Origin of the sequence: Sphingopyxis sp. 113P3 (genome assembly GCF_001278035.1) — a bacterium.
In the GTDB taxonomy this organism is placed as follows: Bacteria; Pseudomonadota; Alphaproteobacteria; order Sphingomonadales; family Sphingomonadaceae; genus Sphingopyxis.
The window spans coordinates 887,289-906,426 of the sequence record NZ_CP009452.1; the positions used below are offsets into that span (position 1 = coordinate 887,289).

Annotated in this window: 13 protein-coding genes; 11 read left to right on the forward strand and 2 right to left on the reverse strand. The window is 63.4% G+C overall.

Annotated features, from left to right (window positions below; translation table 11 throughout):
* From LH20_RS04195 to LH20_RS04225, 7 genes are all read left to right on the forward strand, one after another.
* Positions 1–1,281 carry a CitMHS family transporter gene (locus tag LH20_RS04195; protein ID WP_053553135.1) on the forward strand — a complete coding sequence of 427 codons (1,281 nt, stop codon included), beginning with the start codon at positions 1–3 and terminating at the stop codon, positions 1,279–1,281.
* The gene (locus LH20_RS04200; RefSeq protein ID WP_053553136.1) at positions 1,278–2,177 is read left to right on the forward strand and encodes a hydroxymethylglutaryl-CoA lyase; all 900 of its coding nucleotides are present in this window, start codon (positions 1,278–1,280) and stop codon (positions 2,175–2,177) included. Before LH20_RS04195 ends, LH20_RS04200 begins: the two co-directional genes overlap by 4 nt.
* 214 nt (positions 2,178–2,391) lie before the next feature.
* Positions 2,392–4,686 (forward strand): TonB-dependent receptor, encoded by a 2,295-nt coding sequence (locus LH20_RS04205; protein ID WP_053553137.1) that lies wholly within the window; start codon positions 2,392–2,394, stop codon positions 4,684–4,686.
* A 49-nt stretch (positions 4,687–4,735) separates the two neighbouring features.
* Positions 4,736–6,025, forward strand: coding sequence for a spinster family MFS transporter (locus tag LH20_RS04210; RefSeq protein WP_235527112.1), 1,290 nt, complete (start codon positions 4,736–4,738; stop codon positions 6,023–6,025).
* Positions 6,022–7,665 carry a carboxylesterase/lipase family protein gene (locus LH20_RS04215; protein WP_053553139.1) on the forward strand — a complete coding sequence of 548 codons (1,644 nt, stop codon included), beginning with the start codon at positions 6,022–6,024 and terminating at the stop codon, positions 7,663–7,665. The genes LH20_RS04210 and LH20_RS04215 overlap by 4 nt, the downstream gene beginning before the upstream one ends.
* Before the next feature lie 79 nt (positions 7,666–7,744).
* Entirely contained in the window at positions 7,745–9,400 is a 1,656-nt protein-coding gene (locus LH20_RS04220) for a tannase/feruloyl esterase family alpha/beta hydrolase (protein WP_053553140.1), read from the forward strand.
* Position 9,401: 1 nt separating this feature from the next.
* Positions 9,402–10,460, forward strand: a complete 1,059-nt coding sequence (locus LH20_RS04225; RefSeq protein ID WP_083455285.1) for an alpha/beta hydrolase — start codon at positions 9,402–9,404, stop codon at positions 10,458–10,460.
* A gap of 144 nt (positions 10,461–10,604) precedes the next feature.
* Here the strand turns inward: LH20_RS04225 and LH20_RS04230 are convergent, their stop codons facing one another.
* Positions 10,605–10,973, reverse strand: a complete 369-nt coding sequence (locus LH20_RS04230) for a PH domain-containing protein (protein ID WP_053553141.1) — start codon at positions 10,971–10,973, stop codon at positions 10,605–10,607.
* A gap of 556 nt (positions 10,974–11,529) precedes the next feature.
* Between LH20_RS04230 and ahpC the strand changes: the two genes are divergently transcribed.
* Together ahpC and ahpF are read left to right on the forward strand one after the other, a co-directional pair.
* Positions 11,530–12,093 carry an alkyl hydroperoxide reductase subunit C gene (gene ahpC / locus LH20_RS04235; protein ID WP_053553142.1) on the forward strand — a complete coding sequence of 188 codons (564 nt, stop codon included), beginning with the start codon at positions 11,530–11,532 and terminating at the stop codon, positions 12,091–12,093.
* Positions 12,094–12,226: 133 nt separating this feature from the next.
* Positions 12,227–13,810 carry an alkyl hydroperoxide reductase subunit F gene (gene ahpF, locus LH20_RS04240; RefSeq protein ID WP_053553143.1) on the forward strand — a complete coding sequence of 528 codons (1,584 nt, stop codon included), beginning with the start codon at positions 12,227–12,229 and terminating at the stop codon, positions 13,808–13,810.
* 81 nt (positions 13,811–13,891) lie between these two features.
* Here ahpF and LH20_RS04245 read toward each other — a convergent pair whose 3' ends face one another.
* A complete protein-coding gene (locus LH20_RS04245; RefSeq protein WP_053553144.1) occupies positions 13,892–15,412 on the reverse strand; it encodes a glycerol-3-phosphate dehydrogenase in 1,521 nt (506 codons plus the stop codon).
* A gap of 187 nt (positions 15,413–15,599) precedes the next feature.
* Between LH20_RS04245 and zwf the strand changes: the two genes are divergently transcribed.
* Complete coding sequence (gene zwf, locus LH20_RS04250) at positions 15,600–17,003, forward strand: glucose-6-phosphate dehydrogenase (RefSeq protein ID WP_053556085.1); 1,404 nt, start codon at positions 15,600–15,602, stop codon at positions 17,001–17,003.
* A 189-nt stretch (positions 17,004–17,192) separates the two neighbouring features.
* The gene (gene edd, locus LH20_RS04255; RefSeq protein ID WP_053553145.1) at positions 17,193–19,034 is read left to right on the forward strand and encodes a phosphogluconate dehydratase; all 1,842 of its coding nucleotides are present in this window, start codon (positions 17,193–17,195) and stop codon (positions 19,032–19,034) included.
* The last annotated feature ends 104 nt before the right edge of the window (positions 19,035–19,138 follow it).

Consider the following 19,138-nt stretch of genomic DNA (forward strand, 5'->3'; position numbering starts at 1 on the left):
ATGCTGGCGCTCGCAGGGCTCCTGACCATCCTTCTGGTCCTGACGACCATTATGAAGAAATGGCTCTCGCCCTTCGTCGCGCTCGCCGCCATCCCCCTCGCCGCCGCCTTGCTTCTGGGGCAAGGCCAGGTGGCCGGCGGCTTCATGCTCCAGGGCCTTGCGGCAGTCGCGCCGATGGCTGCCATGTTCCTCTTTGCGATCCTGTTCTTCTCGATCCTCTCGCACGCTGGGCTCTTCCGCCCCCTGGTGGGACTCGTCATCCGCGCGACGCGCGATGATCCACGGCGCGTCGCGCTCGGAACCGCGCTCCTTACCAGCATCGTGCACCTCGATGGAGCCGGTGCTGCAACCTTCCTCATCGTCATCCCGCCCCTCGTCCCCATTTACGACCGCCTCGGGCTCGATCGGCGAATGCTCGCGGGGATCGTCGCGATGGCCGCCGGGGTTGGCAATATATTGCCGTGGGGCGGTCCGACCCTTCGCGCTTCGACCGCGCTCAAGCTTCCCGTCATGACCTTCTTTGCGCCGCTCATTCCGGTTTATCTTGTCGGTTTGCTCACCATGTTTGCCTTTGCCTGGTGGATGGGCGCGCGCCAGCTTCGGTCCCCATCGGGAATCGCAACGCACACGACGATCGATGAGGAGCATGCGTCCGTCCCGCTCGATGGACGCTATGCGCTCAATATGCTCATGGTGGTGGCCGTTCTGGGCGCGATGCTGACCTCGCTCCTCCATCCCGCCATCGCTTTCATGCTCGGGACGATCATGGCGCTGATGGTCAATCTGCGCGGTCCGGCTGCACAAACCGCGGCGCTCGAAGCGCACGCCCCTGCCGCGATGTCGATGGTCGCCATCCTGATCGCCGCGGGTTGCTTCACCGGCATCCTGCGCGGAACCGGCATGCTCGATGCGATGGCGCACGCGGGCGCGGGGCTACTTCCCGCCAGCATCGCGGGCCAGCTGCCGCTCCTCACGGGTCTCACCTCGATGCCGCTCAGCCTCGTATTCGATCCCGACAGCTTCTATTTCGGGGTCCTTCCGGTTCTCGCCGGTGTTGCGAACGCAAGCGGAGTACCTGCGGTTGATGTCGGCCGAGCCGCCGTGCTCGGGCAGATGACGACGGGCTTTCCCGTCAGCCCGCTGACGCCGTCGACCTTCCTTCTCGTTGGCCTCGCCCGCATTGGCCTTGCCGACCATCAGCGTTTTACAATCCCCTATCTCTTCGCGCTCAGTGTCGTGATGACGTTTGCGGCGGTCGCCTTCGGCGTCTTTGCGCCATGACACGCGTCGAGATCGTCGAAGTGTCGCCCCGCGACGGACTGCAGAATGAGGCGCGGATCGTTGCGAGCGCCGACAAGGTCGAGCTGATTCGCCGTGCGGTCGCCGCAGGGGTGCAGCGCATCGAAGTCGCGAGTTTCGTCGATCCCCGCCGCGTTCCCCAAATGGCTGACGCGGAAGCGGTGTGCGCGGGGGTTGCCGGCCTGGCCGCGACCAAGATCGGCCTCGTCCTCAATCAGCGCGGCGCGGTGCGCGCGCTTGCTACCAGCGTCGATGAACTGGGCGCTGTCGTGAGCGCCAGCGACGGCTTCGGCATCGCCAATCAGGGACGGAGTTCGGATGAAAGCGTCTCTGACGCAATCGCGATCCTCAACCTCGCGCGCGATCATGGCCGGCGCGCGCAGGTGACAATCTCGACCGCCTTCGGCTGCCCATTCGATGACGAGGTCGCGCCGGCGCGCGTTGCCGACATCGCGAGGCGTCTCGCGGCCGCACGACCGATTGAAATCGCGCTTGCCGACACCATCGGCGTCGCAGCACCCGGGCAGGTTGTCCGAACCCTTCGCACGGTGGCTGCGGCGATCCCGGGCATGCCGATCCGCTGCCATTTTCATGATACGCGGGGGACCGCGATTGCCAACAGCTGGGCGGCGCTCACCGAGGGCGCAGTGACGCTCGACGCGTCAATCGGGGGCCTTGGAGGCTGCCCCTTTGCACCCGGTGCATCGGGCAATGTCGCGACCGAGGATTTGCTCTATGCGCTCGATCGGTCTGCCATCGAGACGGGAATATCGCTCGAGCCGCTGCTCGAAATCCTCCCCTGGCTCAGCGCGACCGCGGGGCGCTCGCTGCCTTCGAAGCTCGCGCACGTCCCGCCTTTCGCGCCGGATCCCGGCTGAGCTTCCAGCGCCAACGCTTTTATGTTGATGGCTTGACGCGCCCCGCGGCACGCAGGCGTGAGGGAGCGGGTGACGCCGTGAGCCGGCAGCGTTCACCTATCAGTTCTGTCTATAAATCTGGCCGATAATACGATTATTCTTTGGTTATCCTCAGGCTTATCACGCGGACAAGGGCGGGATCAATCCGTCGTTCAGAGCATTGGGAGGATGGATCATGAAGGCAGTCTGGATGATTTCGGCGTCATTGTTGAGCGCTGCGATCGCCCATCCGGCGAGTGCGCAGGACGCCCCAACGCCTGTCAGTTCTGACAACGGCGCGCAGAGAGTGCAGGGAGGCGAGCCCGCCCTGAGCGATGGCGAGATCATCGTCACTGCGACGCGGCGCAGCGAGCGGCTTCGCGACGTGCCGCTCAGCATTACCGCCTTCTCGCAGGCGAAACTCTCCTCCGAAGGCATCGTCGGTTATGAAGGTCTCGCGCGCGAAACACCGGGCGTAGTCGTCAACAAGCCGACCGCGAACTTCAACAATTTCACTGCGCGCGGTATCGCGACCAATGGCTATGGCGCCAATCTCCAGTCGACCGTCGCCATCTATATCGACGAACTGCCGATCTCGCGCACGGGCAATACGACGCTGCTTGATCCCAATCTCTACGACGTTGAACGCGTGGAATTTCTTCGCGGACCCCAGGGGACGCTCTTCGGTTCGGGATCGCTTGCCGGTGCGCTGCGCATTTTGACCAAAAGCCCCGACCTCGACGGCTTCGATAGCTCGGCGCTCGTTGACATCGGACTAACGGGCTCGGATTCGGTGCGTCAGCGCTACAATGCGATGGTCAATGTCCCGCTCATCGATGGCGCGCTCGGTCTGCGGGCGGTTGGATTTTACCGAAACGAGGAGGGTTATGTCGACAATGTCGAAACCGGGATCCACAACGCCAATACGCTCAAAAATTACGGCGGCCGACTGATCCTTCTCGCAAAGCCCACCGAGCGGCTCTCGCTCCGTCTGCTGGCCTCCTACGAGAAAAGTCTGCCCAAGGACTCGGCACTCATCAATCCCACGCTTGGCCGCTTCGCCCGGCGCTCGGCACGGCCCGACATCTTCAGCGGTGAGCAGCAGAATTACAATGCAACGCTCGAATATCAGTTCGACGGGGCGCTGCTGACTAGCTCGTCGACCTATTCGCACTTCAAGCAGGAGTTTTCAGCGGACATCTCGGCCGCGGTCGGGCGCGCTATCCCCTATGCGCTTAACGCCGAGGGGCCCGAAAAAAGTTTTGTCCAGGAAACGCGCCTCGCGTCGGACCCGGGCGGAAGATTCGACTGGGTGGTCGGCGTCTTTTATTTTTATCGCTCGACCCAACTTGAAAACCGGCTTTTGAGCACCGCCCAATTTCTCGCGGACCGCGGCATCACAGGTGGACAGGGACCCGACGGCGATCTGATTGGCACCCAGGTTCTGCGCCTCAAGACGCACGAACTCGCAGGGTTTGGCGAACTTACCTATCATTTTAGCGATCGCTTCTGGGCTACCGGGGGAATTCGCTACGGGCGCACAGACTCGCAGCTCAGGAATTTCGGCGGCTTCAACACCGACTACATCACCCGGGGGCTCACCGGCGGCACGGGCGCGCTCGCGATCGCCGATGTCGCGCCCAACGTTCAGCCCAAGGTGGTCGGCAAGCGGCCATCGTTCAAGGGCAGCCTTTCCTATCGACTGTCGGACGATGTCACCACTTATGCGCTGGTCTCAACGGGCTACCGCGCGCCGGTGCAGAATGCGAGCGCAGGCCGTGTCAGCCTCATCGATCCAACCGATATCGTGATCCCGAACGGCGCGGGGTCGGACAAGCTCATCAATTATGAGGCGGGGCTTAAGGGCAGCTTTTTCGGCGGCGCGGTCACGGGCAATTTTGCGCTCTACTGGATCGACTGGAAGGATATCCAGGTCCAGGCCAATCGCGTCTCGGACTCGGCGCAATTTGCTACCAATATCGGCTCGGCGCGAAGCCGCGGCCTTGAATTCGAAGTCACCGCACGCCCCGTTCCCGGCCTCAGCTTTGGCGTCAACGGCTCGGTGGGCGGCACGAAGATTACCCGCTTGACCCCGTCCGAGGCAGCCATTTCGGGCGCGGTGCCGGGCGCGCGACTCTCAGCGCCCAACTTCCAAAGCAGCTTCTTTGCGCAAGCCGACTTCGACCTTTCCGAGCGCCTCTCAGGCTATGTCAACATGACGCTCCAGCATGTCGGCAGCTTTCCGAACATGTTCCAGAATGTGCCCGGGCGCCCAGGGACCGTCGCGCCGACCTACGGTTACACCGATGATTATGAGAATATCAACCTGCGCCTCGGGTTGCGGAGCGGCAATCTTTCGGCGGCGTTCTACGTCGAGAATCTCCTGAACGACGATTCGACGACTTACCTTCACCCTGAAGGTTATCTCGATGCCCGGTACGGAACGCTACGTCCGCGCACTTTCGGGATCCGGCTTGGCTATAATCTTTGATCGGGCCCCCTCTGCGGCACGCCGCCGCGCCCGGCGAGGAGAGGATCCGGTGACCAGTCCGGCCATGCCAGTCCCGCGGCCCGCCTACGCGTCGCTCGTTCTCGCGATCCTTTTTCTCGTCTATGTTCTCAATTTTCTTGACCGGCAGCTGCTATCGATCCTCGCCAAGCCCGTGCAGGACGAGCTTGGCCTGACCGACGGCGAGCTTGGGCTGCTTGGCGGGCTCTATTTTGCGCTTTTCTACTGCGTCATCGGCGTGCCAGTCGCCTGGCTCGCCGACCGCGGCAACCGCGTTCGCATCCTGGCGCTCGCCTGCGCGCTGTGGAGCGCCGCCACGATCGCCTGCGGGCTGGCGCGAAGCTATCCTGAGCTCGCAGCCGCCCGTATGGCTGTTGGCATCGGCGAGGCGGGGGGAGTGCCGCCCTCCTATTCAATCATCAGCGACTATTTTCCGCCGCACCGGCGCGGCATGGCGCTTGGTCTTTATAATCTCGGCCCGCCGATCGGCTCGGCGCTCGGTGTTGGCTTCGGTGCCGCGATGGCGGCCGCCTACGACTGGCGACGTGCCTTCCTGATGCTCGGTCTTGCGGGTCTGGCCGCGGCCGCGATCACATGGGGTGTCGTGCGAGAACCTAGTCGCGGCGGGACCGACGTCCCCTCCGAGCCGAGCGACGACATGCCGCCCCTTGCTTTCTGGCCTGCGCTGCGCCTCTTCTTTGGGACGCCTGCGCTGCGGCTTGTGGCGTTGGCGGGCGGGGCAACGCAGTTCGTCACCTATGCGACGCTCAACTTCACGACGCTCTTCCTGATGCGCGAAAAGGGCATGAGCCTGAGCGAGATCGCGCTCTGGTACGCGCTACTGCTGGGGGTCGTCGTCAGCGTCGGAACCTATGCTTCCGGATGGCTCGTCGATCGGTTCTCGGCGCGGCGACCGCAAGCCTACGGATTGATACCAGCGATCGCGCTGTTGCTCGCGCTCCCCTGTTTTATCGGCTTCGTGCGAACGCCCGCCTGGCCGATCGCAATGATGTTTCTTGCCGGCTCGACCTGTTTCAATTGCTTCTATCTGACGCCGTCGGTGACGCTCGTTCAGAATATCGTTCCCGCGGCCCGGCGGACAGTCTCGGGGGCGGTGCTGCTTCTCGTCATGAACCTCATCGGCCTTGGCCTTGGACCAACCTATCTCGGCGCGATGAGCGACTGGCTGCGCCCCAGCTACCCTGACGACTCGCTGCAAATGGCCTTCTACAGCCTCATCCCCTTTTATGGGCTCGCGGCGGGCCTCTATTTCGCGCTTGCTCGGACCCTCACGCGTCCCGGGGACGCGGGTGCGGCATGATACGGCGCCTCCTTCTCGCGGCTCTATTGTTGTTCCCTGCCCCAGGCGTCGCCGGCGAGAGCTCCATCGTCAAAACGACGCAAGGTCTCCTCGCGGGTGAGATTCTCGATGACGGCTCCCGCGTGTTTCGGGGCATTCCCTATGCCGCGCCGCCGATCGGCTCGGCCCGCTGGCGGCCCCCGGCTCCTCCCCCGGACTGGAAAGGCATCCGCGATGCGACGCGTTTCGGACCTGCTTGCATGCAACCCTTGCTTCCGGTGAACAGCCTCTATGCCAGCGAACCTCGCGCCATGAGCGAGGATTGCCTGACGCTCAATATCTGGACGCCGAAAGCTGCGAAAAAAGCGGCCGTCATGCTCTGGATCCACGGCGGCTCACTTCTGACCGGAGAGGGCGCCAGCCCCTTTTTTGATGGCGCCCGGCTCGCCCGCGAGGGTGTCGTGGTTGTCACGATCAACTATCGTCTTGGCGTCTTCGGCTTTCTTTCCCATCCCGGCCTCACAGCTGAATCGCCCGAGTATGCGTCGGGCAATTATGGCCTGCTCGATCAGATTGCGGCGCTGCAATGGGTTCGCAGCAATATCGACGCCTTTGGAGGCGATAGGGAGAATGTCACTGTCTTCGGCCAGTCTGCTGGTGCTCTCAGTATCGCCTATCTGCTTGTCAGTCCGTTGGCGGACGGCCTCTTTCACAAGGCGATCGCGCAAAGTCCCTATCTGGTTCCGACGCCGGAACTCCAGCGCCCCGCCTATGGTCTCCCGTCGAGCGAGGCGATCGGGCTGGAAGTTGCAAAAGCGCTCGGCGCCGAGGACATCAAGGCGCTGCGTGCGATCGAGGCCACCCGGCTCAACGCGCTACCGCCAAAAGGCGGGCCGGTCCCGCAGGCGACCGTGGACGGCTGGTTCCTGCGCGGACAGCTGCCCGATATTCTCGACGCGGGCGAGCAGGCGAAGGTCCCGCTTATCGCAGGCTTCAACAGTGGTGAAATCCGGTCCATTCCAGGACTTGCGCCCCCAGCGCCCTCATCAGCTGAGGCATATGAGGACACCGTCCGCGCCCGCTTCGGTGACCTCGCGCTGCAGTATCTTGCGCTTTATCCAGGGACGCATGTGACGGACTCGCTGCTCGCGGCGACCCGCGACGCAATCTATGGCTGGAGCGCCCAGCGGCTCGTCGCGACGCAGGCAAGCCATGGGGCGCCGTCCTATCTTTATTATTTCGACCACAGCTATCCCGCGTCCGATGCGCGCGGGCTTGGTGCTTTTCACGCCATCGAGGTCCCCTATGTATTCGGTGCGGCCGGCCGCGATGTGCCGCTCCCGCGGAATTGGCCGGTGCCGCCTATCGACAGCAGGGAGCGCGCCTTGTCGAACGCTGTAATCGGCTATTGGACGAGCTTTGCAAAATATGGCCGTCCCTCAGTCCGCGACGGGCCGGCGTGGTCGCCCTATGGCGAGGCGAAGGTCTATATGCGCTTTCACGGCCGCGCCGAGGCGCAGGCGGGACTTCTTTCAGGCCCTTATGCGCTCGCAGAGGAGACCACCTGCCGGCGCCGCGCCGCGGGACAATCCTGGATCGGGGCAGTGGGAAGCGCGCCGCCGAACCTTCCGTTGATCCTGTGCGGCGCACCGAGGCGCTGATACGGGAGAGAGAGAAAGAAAGAGGCCCGACGCGAGGGTGGCCTCGGCGCTGCGCGTTTGGAGCCAAATGGAGCATGGGATGAAAGCCAGATTTTTCCGCTTGCAGGCCGTCGCGTTCGCGATGCTGCTTTTTGGCCTTGTCGCAGGCGAACCGGCGCACGCGCAGGAGGGGGAGGAGGCTAGACGCTGCATCGATTTGCGCGGGCTCGCGGTCGAACAGGGCCGGGTGGTTGCCGCCTCCTTCGAGCGCGTCGGGGCGTTCCGCTCGCCAGACAAGGCGCAGCTTCCGGCGCTTCCCTCCTTTTGCCGGGTGGTCATCCTCTCGGCGAGCGAGCCGGGTTCGCGTATCGTCAGCGAGCTTTGGCTTCCGCTCGGCGCGGCGTGGAACGGCAAACTTCTCGGCACCGGCAATGGCGGCTTCGCTGGCGCGATCCGCTACAATGTTCTCGCGGGCGGGGTAAAGCGCGGGTTTGCTGTCGCGAACAGCGACATGGGCACCGCGCCCGCCCATTCGGCAGCGATCTGGTACGAGGCCGGGAACGGCCAGCCCGTCATGATCCGCGACTGGGGACACCGCGCAACCCATCTGATGACGGTCGCGGCGAAAGAGATCGTCCGTCGCTATTATGGCAAGGCTCAGCGACACGCCTATTTTTTCGGTTGCTCAACCGGCGGACATCAGGGCCTTTCCGAGGCTCAGCGCTATCCGGGCGATTATGACGGAATTCTGGCCGGCGCGCCTGGGCACAACCGCACGCATCTCCACGCAGCTTTCAACTATAATTTCCAGAAAGCGCAGGCGACCAAGGCGCGCGAACTGCCCGCGGCCAAGGCAAACCTGTTCCGAACCGCGGCGCTCGCCCATTGCGGCGGGAAGGACGGCGGTGCGCCGGGCGAGCCCTTTCTCAATGCGCCCCTTGCGTGCCGTTTCGACCCGGCCCGACTCGCATGCAAGTCGGGTCAGGAGGCGAGCTCCTGTCTGACGGCGGGCGATGTCACGATCCTGCAGAGCTTTTTCGCTGGCGCTCGCAATCCGCGCACCGGCGAGCGCATCTATTTCCCTTTTCTTCCTGGAAGCGAGACCCAGGCGGCCCCCTTGTTCGGCAATCCGCAATCGCTCGCAAGCCGCGCCCCCGGCGATCTTGCCTCCTGGGCGACCGACGGCGTCGCTGCGAGCGACCGCTTTGATTTCGACCGCGACCTTGACCGCCTCGATGCGACCTGGGGCGCTGACATCAATGCGCTCGACCCCGACCTTTCGCTTTTCTCGGGCCGGGGAGGCAAGCTTATCCTCTATCACGGCTGGGAGGACGGCGTTGTCAGTCCGCTCGACAGCGTCGCCTATTTTGAAGCAGTCCGCGGCGGCCCCCTGAAACGCGATCGCTTCGCGCGTCTCTACATGGTGCCAGGAATGGGGCATTGCACGGGCGGTCCGGGCCCTCGCCCCTTGACCCTTGAGGACATGCCCGACGACGATTTTCCGGACGATGAATTGCTCGCGGTGCTTGATCGCTGGGTCGAGGGGAACGTGCCCCCCGCTGTCCTAACCGCCTACGCCTTCGAGGAGGGAGAGCTCCGCGCCACCCGGCCGCTTTGCGCCTATCCTGCGGTACCGCGCTACATGGGCACTGGGAGTCCAGAGAAGGCGGCGAGCTTCGCTTGCGTGCGCGCGGCTCCCCTTGCTTTCGAGCACCCTTCGCCACGGTATCTCTTTGGCACCCAAGGGGCGCGCTGAGATGCTCTCGCGGCGCGATCTCGTCCGATGGGGCGCGGCAGGGGTTGCGGCCGCGCTGTCGCCGCAGCGCCTGACTGCGCAGGCTCCCGCCTCAACTGCCTCTCCTGCTGAACATGAAGCGCTACTTGGGCTCGTCGATCCTGAACTGCGCGGCCCATTTTTGGCGAACCGGACAATCTTGGATGCTTCCACCCTGCCAGAAGTGCGCGCGCGAATGGCAGCGAATATCCCGTCGTGGCTGGAGACACCCCCGATTGTTCGCCGCGCGATAAGAGGATCACGGGGCGCACCCGACGTGCCGATCGCGATCATCAACGCTTGCGCTACCGGCGTGCCAAGGCCCGCGGTCCTTTACCTTCATGGCGGGGGCTATGTCGCGGGCAGCATCGAGGGCGAGCTTGGGATGGCGCAGCGCATCGCCCGCGATCACCAATGTGTTGTCGTGAGCGTCGACTATCGGCTCGCCCCCGAAACACCTTTTCCTGGCCCGCTGGAAGATAATTATGCCGCGCTCAAATGGGTCGCCGCGAACGCCGCAGAGCTTGGCATTGATAGAGGCCGCATCGCCGTTATGGGAACAAGCGCGGGCGGTGGCCACGCCGCTATGCTCTCCGCAGCCGCCAAGGACCGCGGCGAGGTCTCCATCTGCTTTCAACTCCTGATCTCTCCCATGCTCGATGATCGCACGGGAAGTAGCCGGCCGATGCCGCCCCACATTGGGGCGTTCATCTGGACGGCTGACGCTAATTGCTTTGGGTGGTCGTCGTTTCTCGGGCTGCCTGCGGGGTCGGAAACGGTACCCGAAGGCGCTGTGCCATCGCGCCGGCTGGATCTCGCCGGGCTTCCACCGACCTATATCGGTGTTGGATCGATCGACCTCTTTGTAAGCGAGAATATCGACTATGCCGCGCGGCTCGTTGCCGCGGGCGTACCGGTCGAACTCAATGTCGTCCCTGGTGCCTATCACGTCTTCTTCGCGATCAAGCCCGATGCCGACGTGTCGAAGCAATTTGCCGCGTCATACAACCGCGCCCTTGCGCGCGCATTCGCGGCAGTCTGATGGCTATCCGATTGGCCGGCCCGCTTCGCTGGCGCGGATCCTTCTGTGAGACTGTCCCAGCGGGAAACGGCGCATTTGCCGCTCAGCGGTCAGGAGGGGTGCTTTGCACAAGGAAACGCATTCTATTTCCAGCCGGGGGCCGCGTCATAGTGCAAAACCCGCTATAATCTTGGAAATTTCGACGAGATTGGTTTGACCGGTGAATTCGAGTTTCACTTTGCCAAGGCCTGAAAAATACATCTCGAGTTCGGAATCGAGATCAAATGTTCCCGCGGTTTCAACCGAAAAGGCCGAAATCTTGCTATAAGGGAGGGACGAATAGTCGACCTTCCGGCCGGTGATCCCTTGTACATTGACGACGATAATCCGCTTGTCGGTAAAAACGACACCGTCCCGGATCGCCTTGAACGAGCTAATGACCTTCTCATCAGGCAGAAGAAGCTGAGCCACCTTGTCGGCGTACTCATCATTCTGCTTTAGCTTGAAAAAAGATCCGTTCTGAAAATCGATCATCCTTCTCTCCCCCATTTCATTCCGAAATAGATAAAATCAGATCCGAAACCGTCTCGGACTAGAAGACCACCAGCATTGTGCGGGAAGCAATGGGTTTTCAGCAATGGACGAGGAAGAGGAGAGGAAGTTCAATCTTGTTCCTCCCGAACGGGAGAAGCATCGAATGAGGCCGCACTGTGCTGACGATCAGCGGACGCATCGACCGCGCAGTCCATACTGACAGCGTGATGGCCTTTTTCGGCTCTATGAAGGCTGCTCACCGTTCATCAAGCTGCGATTGCGGTTTCGAGGAAGAGTGCGAGGGATCGACGTCCTAACCTCCACGGACCATAAGCCGGCGCCTTCCACGCCGCGCTCGACATATTTGCAAGCCGTGTTGGTATCGCGAACTGTCTGTGGGCCTGTGTGATGGCCGGCACCAAAAAAAGGCTCCAAACGGCATTTATCACGGCAAACCCACTTATCGATTATTTCGATCAAAAGTACCGATATTTTCAGTTTCCGCATTGCAACATAAGAGGCTAGAGGAGGGCTCCCGACAACCAAGGAGTTTTTCATGTCCGTTCTCAATACGACCCTCAAACCCTTTAAGGCCACTGCGTTCAAGGACGGCAAGTTCGTCGACATCACCGACGCTGACGTGAAGGGCAAGTGGGCGGTTTTCTTCTTCTATCCCGCCGATTTCACCTTCGTCTGCCCGACGGAGCTTGAAGATCTCGCCGACATCTATCCCACTCTCCAGAAGATGAACGTCGAGGTCTATTCGGTGTCGACCGACACGCATTTCTGCCACAAGGCGTGGCACGACACCTCACCGGCGATCAGCAAGATCAACTATTACATGGTGGGCGACCAGAACCACGTGCTGTCGAACAATTTCGAAGTGCTGCGCGAGGGCGTCGGCCTTGCGGACCGCGGCACTTTCGTTGTCGACCCCGAAGGCGAGATCCAGCTGCTTGAAATCACCCCCGAGGGTGTGGGCCGCAACGCCGCTGAGCTGCTGCGCAAGATCAAGGCGCTGCAATATTGGGTCAGCCACCCGGGTGAAGTCTGCCCCGCGAAGTGGGAAGAGGGCGCTGAAACGCTTGCGCCTTCACTGGACCTCGTCGGCAAGATCTAAGCCATGAACCCGTGTCCCGTCCCCGCGAACGCGGGGACGGGGCGCCTCAGGCCGCACGCTTGCGGCCTGTTCCCCCGGACTCGCCTGTGCGCGGGCCCGCGGATGCCCTACCTGTTCGCAAAGGAGCTCTCCCATGCTCGACGCCAATCTGAAGCAGCAGCTTCAAGGCCTCCTCACGAATCTTCGTGAACCGATTGAACTTGTCTCGTCGCTCGACGATGGCGTGAAGTCGGCTGAGCTGGCGGATCTTCTCGACGAAATCGCCGCGCTCTCCGACAAGGTCAGCGTGGAGCGCGCCGACGACGATGCGCGCCGCCCGAGCTTCCTCATACGCCGCGTCGGCCACCCCGAAATCGCGGTACGCTTCGCGGGCATTCCGCTCGGCCACGAATTTACCTCGCTCGTGCTGGCGCTGCTGCAGGTCGGGGGCCATCCGCCCAAGGTCGCGCCCGAGGTGATCGACCAGGTTCGCGCGCTTGAGGGCGACTATCATTTCGAGACCTATTTTTCGCTCTCGTGCCAGAATTGCCCCGACATCGTGCAGGCCTTGAACCTGATGAGCGTCGTCAATCCGCGCATAACGCACACGGCAATCGACGGCGGCCTCTTCCAGAGCGAGGTCGAGAGACGCCAGGTGATGGCCGTGCCGACAATCTTCCTCAATGGGGAGAATTTCGGCCAGGGCCGGATGGAGCTTGAACAGATCCTTGCCAAGCTTGACACGGGCGCTGAAGCGAAGGCGGCCGAGAAGATCGCGGCCAAGGATGCGTTCGACGTTCTCGTTGTCGGCGGCGGGCCCGCGGGCGCCGCGGCCGCCATCTATGCGGCGCGCAAGGGGATCCGCACCGGCATCGCTGCGGAACGTTTCGGCGGGCAGGTGCTCGACACGATGGCGATCGAAAATTTCATCTCGGTTCCGCACACCGAGGGACCCAGGCTCGTCGCGCAGCTCGAGCAGCATGTCAAAGACTATGACGTCGACGTCATGAACCTGCAGCGCGCCGAAAAGCTGATCCCCGCCGAGCGTGAAGGCGGTCTGCACGAAGTGCGCCTTGCAAACGGCGCGTCGCTGAAGGCTCGGACCGTGATCCTTTCGACCGGCGCCCGCTGGCGTCAGCTCGGCGTGCCGGGCGAAGAAGAATATCGCAACAAGGGCGTTGCCTATTGTCCGCACTGTGATGGCCCGCTCTACAAGGGCAAGCGCGTCGCGGTGATCGGCGGCGGCAACAGCGGCGTCGAGGCGGCGATCGACCTTGCCGGCATCGTCGCGCATGTAACGCTCATCGAATTTGACAGCGAGCTTCGCGCCGACGCGGTGTTGCAACGCAAGCTTGCGAGCCTCTCCAACGTCAAGATCATCACCTCGGCGATGACGACCGAAGTGCTCGGCGACGGCACGAAGGTAACGGGCCTGTCGTACAAGGACCGCGGCAAGGGCGAACTCCATCAGGTCGAGCTTGAAGGCATCTTCGTCCAGATCGGGCTTGTCCCCAATACCGAATGGCTCAAGGACAGCGTTGCCTTGTCCCAGCGCGGCGAGATCGAGGTCGACCATCGCGGCGCAACAAGCCAGCCTGGAATCTTCGCCGCGGGCGACTGTACGACCGTGCCCTACAAGCAGATTGTCATCGCAATGGGCGAAGGGTCGAAGGCGGCGCTGTCGGCGTTCGACTATATGATCCGCCTGCCCGCCGAAGCTGCGGTCGAGGCCGCCTGATCCGTCCGTAATTCCGGGCTGGGTTCAGCGTCTCGCTCGAGGGCGAGCGGGATCCTGGACCTCGCCCGGGTTGACGAAGGATTATTCGGGAAGCGCCGGCCTTGCCAGGATCGCACGGAGACAGGCCTCGAGCCCTTCGGCCTCCGCCTCGGTGAAGCGCAGCCCGAGCTTGCTGCGGCGCCAGAGTATATCCTCGCTCGTGCGCGCCCATTCGCGCGTGACCATCCATTCGGTCTCGGCCGCCGAGAGACCGTGCCCGATTTCGCCGCCAAGATCATCCCAGCTTTGCGCATTGCCGAGCCAGGCCCGCGCCCCGGTGCCGTGAGCGCGCGCGATGCGCTCCGCAGTAGCGGGGGTAAGGAAGGGGTGCGACTGGCGAAGTTCGGCGGTGAGCGCCGCAAGGCCATCAACCGGAAAATCCCCGCCGGGCAGCGGCCTCTTGCCGGTCCAGCGGGGTCCTGAGAGGGCGGGGACGTGCGCTGCAAGCTCGTCGATCGCATGTTCGGCGACATGGCGGTAGCTCGTGATCTTCCCGCCGTAGATGGTGAGGAGCGGCGCGCCCTCGTCGCAGTCAAGATCGATGCGGTAGCCGCGGGTCGCTGCCTCGGGTTTTCCCGACCCGTCCTCGATGAGCGGGCGAACGCCTGAATAGCTCCACACCACGTCGGAAGGGGTGAGCGCTGCGCGAAAATACTGATTTGCGCCGTCGCACAGATAATCGATTTCTTCTGCGCTCGCGTGAATATTGTCGAGGGGACCTTCATGGTCCTGGTCGGTCGTGCCGATCAGGGTGAAGTCGCGCTCATAGGGAATGGCAAAGAAGATGCGCCCGTCGGGAAGCTGGAAGAAATAGGCATAGCCGTGATCGAAGATGCGGCGCACGACGATGTGCGAACCGCGCACCAGCCGCATCCTGTAATCGGGAGGTGCCGCAGCACGGCGAAGGACATCGAGCACCTCGGGGCCCGCGGCGTTGACGAGACTGCGTCCGGTAAAGCGGTACGCTTGTCCGCTCTCGCCCGTCGCCTCGACGACCCACAGTCCATCCTCGACGCGCATCATGTCGGCGCGCGTGCGGGTGCGGATGCGCGCGCCCTTGTCGGCAGCATCGCGCGCGTTGAGGAGGACGAGCCGCGCGTCGTCAACCGCAGCGTCCGAATATTCAAAGCCTTTGTCATAGCGGCTCTGGAGCGGCGCGCCGGCCGGATGCTTGCGAAGGTCGAGCGAACGGGTCGCAGGCAGTTTCTTGCGACCCCCGATATGATCGTAGAGAAAGAGCCCGAGCCTGAGGAGCCAGCGGGGCCTCAGGCCCTCGCGATAGGGCAGGACAAAGCGCATCGGCCGGATGATGTGAGGCGCGATGCTCCACAGTCGCTCGCGCTCTTTCAGCGCCTCGCGCACCAGCGCGAATTCATAATGTTCCAGATATCGAAGGCCCCCGTGGATCAGCTTGGTCGACGCCGATGAGGTGCCGCCTCCAAGATCGCCCGCCTCGAGCAGCAGCACCCGGGCACCCCGTCCTGCCGCGTCGCGGGCAACCCCCGCGCCATTGACCCCGCCGCCGATCACGATGACGTCATAGGGCGGCACGGGGTCGGTCATGGCGTTGCTTCCTAGGGCCGTCTGGCCGACAAGGCCAGCTTCTGCAAAGCTATGCGGCCTACGTATGCGCGTTGCAATCAAGCGGTGCATCGGCCAGTTTTCGGTCGGATATCCAAGGGGAGAGCGCGTGAGCGTCAAAGTCGAAACATTGATATTGTTCGGGGCCACGGGCGATCTTGCGCACCGGATGCTGTTCCCCTCGCTTTACAATCTCCACATGGACGGCTTGCTCGCCGACACGTTGACGATCATCGGGTCGGGAAGGAGCCCCCTCGATCGCGCTGCCTTCCAATTGCAGGTGCGCGAAGCGCTCGGCGAGCATCTTGCCGAAGACCGGTTCGATGCCGCCATGGCCGAGAGCTTCCTCAAGAGGATTGACTATTGCCCGGTCGATGCGGGCTCGGGCACGGGATACGAGGATCTTGCCGCCCTGCTCGGCGATCGCATGACCCGCCCGATCGGTGTCTATCTTTCGACCCCGCCCTCGATGTTCGGACCGATTGCACAGGGGCTTGCGGCGGCGAATATCGCGTGCGCCGAATGCCGTATCGCGATGGAAAAGCCGATCGGGCACGATCTTGCCTCATCGCGCGAGGTGAATGCCCAGGTCGGCGATGCCTTCGCTGAGGATCGGGTGTTCCGTATCGACCATTATCTCGGCAAGGAAACGGTGCAGAACCTGCTCGCGCTGCGCTTTGCCAACATGTTGTTCGAGCCGCTCTGGAACGCACAGGCGATCGACCATGTCCAGATCACCGTCGCCGAGACCGTGGGGCTTGAGGGGCGTGTCTCCTATTATGACGGGGTCGGCGCGCTTCGCGACATGGTGCAAAACCACATGCTGCAGCTTCTTGCGATTATCGCCATGGAGCCGCCCGCGAGCGTATCGGCAACAGCGGTGCGCGACGAGAAGGTGAAGCTGCTTCGCAGCTTGCGCAAGATGCGCGCCGAGGATGTCAAATCCCTGAGCGTAAAGGGTCAATATACCAGCGGGGCGGTCGGCGGGCAGGCGGTCGCGGGTTATGCCGACGAACTTGGAAAGCCGTCGAACACGGAAACCTTCGTCGCCTTGAAGGCGTTCATCGACAATTGGCGCTGGAAGGGCGTGCCCTTTTACCTGCGTACCGGCAAGCGCATGCCACAGCGCCAGTCCGAGGTGCTGATCCAGTTCAAGCCGGTGCCGCACAATATCTTCGCGCGCGTCGGCGCGCCCAGGCTCGACCCCAATGTGATGATCATCAATCTGCAGCCCGAAGAGAATATCCGCGTCAAGGTCATGGCAAAGCAGCCGGGCCTCGACCGCGATGGCGTTCGGCTGAAGGAGGTCAATCTCGACGTCTCGCTCTCGCACAGCTTTGCTGGCGAGCGGCGGCGGATCGCCTACGAGCGGTTGCTGCTTGATTTCATCGAAGGCGACCAGACGCTGTTTGTGCGCCGCGACGAGGTCGAGGCGCAGTGGGAGTGGATCGATTCGATCCGCAATGCCTGGGCGGACGTTGACCTTGCACCGCAAAATTACACCGCCGGAAGCTGGGGCCCGTCCGCGGCGATCGCGCTGATCGAGCGTGACGGGGCGAGCTGGCATGATTGAAGGAGCTTCCCTCGCGCGCCGGGTGGATCGGATGGATTTTCATCCTTGCCTGGCTGCTGCACGCCCGGAGCCCGGGAGGGATCCTGGCTTGCCGCTCACCCTTCCTCTTCTCACCCATCTGAGGCGGCGCAGCGCGCTGCTTCGCCTGCACATCCCCTGCCCCATTGAGGCGGGGGGATTGGAATTCTCATGACCACGCTTCACCCCGCCATCGCCCGCGTGACCGAGCGCATCATCCGCCGCAGCGCCGAGCGCCGCGCCGCCTATCTTGCGCTGATGGAACGCCAGCGCGAGGCGGGGACCAATCGCGGCGTGCTCTCGTGCGGCAATCTCGCGCACGGCTTTGCAGCAGCGGGGGACGACAAGCCGGCGATCCGCGGGGGGAGGGCGATGAATATCGGCATCGTTACCGCCTATAACGACATGCTCTCGGCGCATCAGCCCTATGGCCGCTATCCCGAACAGATCAAGCTTGCAGCGCGCGAGAAGGGTGCAACGGCGCAGGTCGCGGGCGGCGTGCCTGCGATGTGCGACGGCGTGACACAGGGCCAGGCGGGGATGGACCTGTCGCTCTTCAGCCGCGACACGATCGCGCACGGGACCGCGATTGCGCTCAGCCATGCAATGTTCGAAGGCGCGCTCCTTCTTGGCATTTGCGACAAGATTGTTCCGGGCCTTCTCATCGGGGCGCTGCGCTTTGGTCATCTGCCGACGATCCTCGTGCCCGCGGGGCCGATGCCCTCGGGGCTTGCGAACAAGGAAAAGCAGCGGGTTCGCCAGCTCTACGCGCAAGGCAAGGCGAGCCGCGACGAGCTTCTCGCTGCCGAGGCCGCCTCCTACCATAGTGCCGGCACCTGCACCTTTTACGGAACGGCAAACAGCAACCAGATGATGATGGAGCTCATGGGACTCCACGTCCCGGGAAGCGCATTCGTCAATCCCGGCACGAAGCTGCGCCAGGAACTGACCCGCGCTGCAACGCACCGGCTGACCGAGATCGGGTGGGATGGCGATGACTATCGTCCGCTTGCGCGCTGCGTCGATGAAAAGGCGATCGTCAACGCAGCGATCGGTCTCCTCGCGACGGGCGGCTCAACAAACCATGCCATTCATCTGCCTGCGATCGCGCGCGCAGCCGGGATCCTGATCGACTGGCAGGACTTTGATGAACTCAGCCACGCCGTGCCGCTGCTCGCGCGCGTCTATCCCAATGGCGCGGGCGACGTGAACGATTTTCGCGCCGCAGGCGGGATCGGCTTTGTCGTGCGCGAACTTCTGAACGCGGGACTGCTCCACGGCGATATCCTCACCGTGAGCGGCTCGATCGAAGCCTATGCGAGCGAACCGCTGATCGAGGGCGATGAACTGCGCTGGGAGACCGCGCCCGCCGTATCCCGCGACGAGGCGATGCTGCGCCCGGTGACCGAGCCCTTCTCCGCCGACGGGGGAATGCGGCTGCTTGCCGGCAATCTGGGCCGCGCGATCATCAAGACGAGCGCGGTGGCCGAGGACCGCTGGACGATCGAGGCGCCCGCGCGCATCTTTGATGACCAGAATCAGGTGATCGAGGCCTTCAAGGCAGGCGAACTCGATCGCGATGTGGTCGTCGTCGTCCGCTTCCAGGGGCCGCGCGCCAATGGCATGCCCGAACTCCACAAGCTGACCCCGCCGCTCGGCGTCCTTCAAGACAAGGGTTACCGCGTTGCGCTCCTCACCGACGGGCGCATGTCGGGCGCGAGCGGGAAGGTGCCCGCGGCGATCCATCTTTCGCCCGAGGCGCTGCCGGGCGTCGACGGCGCGAGCGGTCCGCTCGCCTATTTGCGCGACGGCGACATGGTGCGCGTGTGTGCAAGAAGAGGCGAGGTCACCGCGCTGGTCGACGAGGCCGAGTGGGCGGCGCGGGCTCCCGCCGCGCCCCCGCCGCCTGCGCTCGGTGTCGGACGCGAGCTCTTCGCCTTGTTTCGTATCCACGCGGACGAGGCAGAAAGAGGGGGCTCTGCGATATTGGCGGCGATGGACAGCGTCACCTGACTGTCCCTTATCCCCAAAAGGCGCCGGGATGGCGCTGGATTGGCAAAGCGAACAAACCCCGATCCCGGCTTTCGCCGGGTATCCAAGGAAAGAGAAGTTTGAAC

What these genes read in the sequence shown, in the direction of transcription:
- ahpF (WP_053553143.1), top strand. Translation starts at nt 12,227, where the DNA reads ATGCTCGACGCCAATCTGAAGCAGCAGCTTCAAGGCCTCCTCACGAAT.
- LH20_RS04215 (WP_053553139.1), top strand. Translation starts at nt 6,022, where the DNA reads ATGATACGGCGCCTCCTTCTCGCGGCTCTATTGTTGTTCCCTGCCCCA.
- LH20_RS04205 (WP_053553137.1), top strand. Translation starts at nt 2,392, where the DNA reads ATGAAGGCAGTCTGGATGATTTCGGCGTCATTGTTGAGCGCTGCGATC.
- LH20_RS04225 (WP_083455285.1), top strand. Translation starts at nt 9,402, where the DNA reads ATGCTCTCGCGGCGCGATCTCGTCCGATGGGGCGCGGCAGGGGTTGCG.
- zwf (WP_053556085.1), top strand. Translation starts at nt 15,600, where the DNA reads ATGCTGTTCCCCTCGCTTTACAATCTCCACATGGACGGCTTGCTCGCC.
- LH20_RS04200 (WP_053553136.1), top strand. Translation starts at nt 1,278, where the DNA reads ATGACACGCGTCGAGATCGTCGAAGTGTCGCCCCGCGACGGACTGCAG.
- ahpC (WP_053553142.1), top strand. Translation starts at nt 11,530, where the DNA reads ATGTCCGTTCTCAATACGACCCTCAAACCCTTTAAGGCCACTGCGTTC.
- LH20_RS04195 (WP_053553135.1), top strand. Translation starts at nt 1, where the DNA reads ATGCTGGCGCTCGCAGGGCTCCTGACCATCCTTCTGGTCCTGACGACC.
- edd (WP_053553145.1), top strand. Translation starts at nt 17,193, where the DNA reads ATGACCACGCTTCACCCCGCCATCGCCCGCGTGACCGAGCGCATCATC.
- LH20_RS04245 (WP_053553144.1), bottom strand. Translation starts at nt 15,412, where the DNA reads ATGACCGACCCCGTGCCGCCCTATGACGTCATCGTGATCGGCGGCGGG.
- LH20_RS04220 (WP_053553140.1), top strand. Translation starts at nt 7,745, where the DNA reads ATGAAAGCCAGATTTTTCCGCTTGCAGGCCGTCGCGTTCGCGATGCTG.
- LH20_RS04230 (WP_053553141.1), bottom strand. Translation starts at nt 10,973, where the DNA reads ATGATCGATTTTCAGAACGGATCTTTTTTCAAGCTAAAGCAGAATGAT.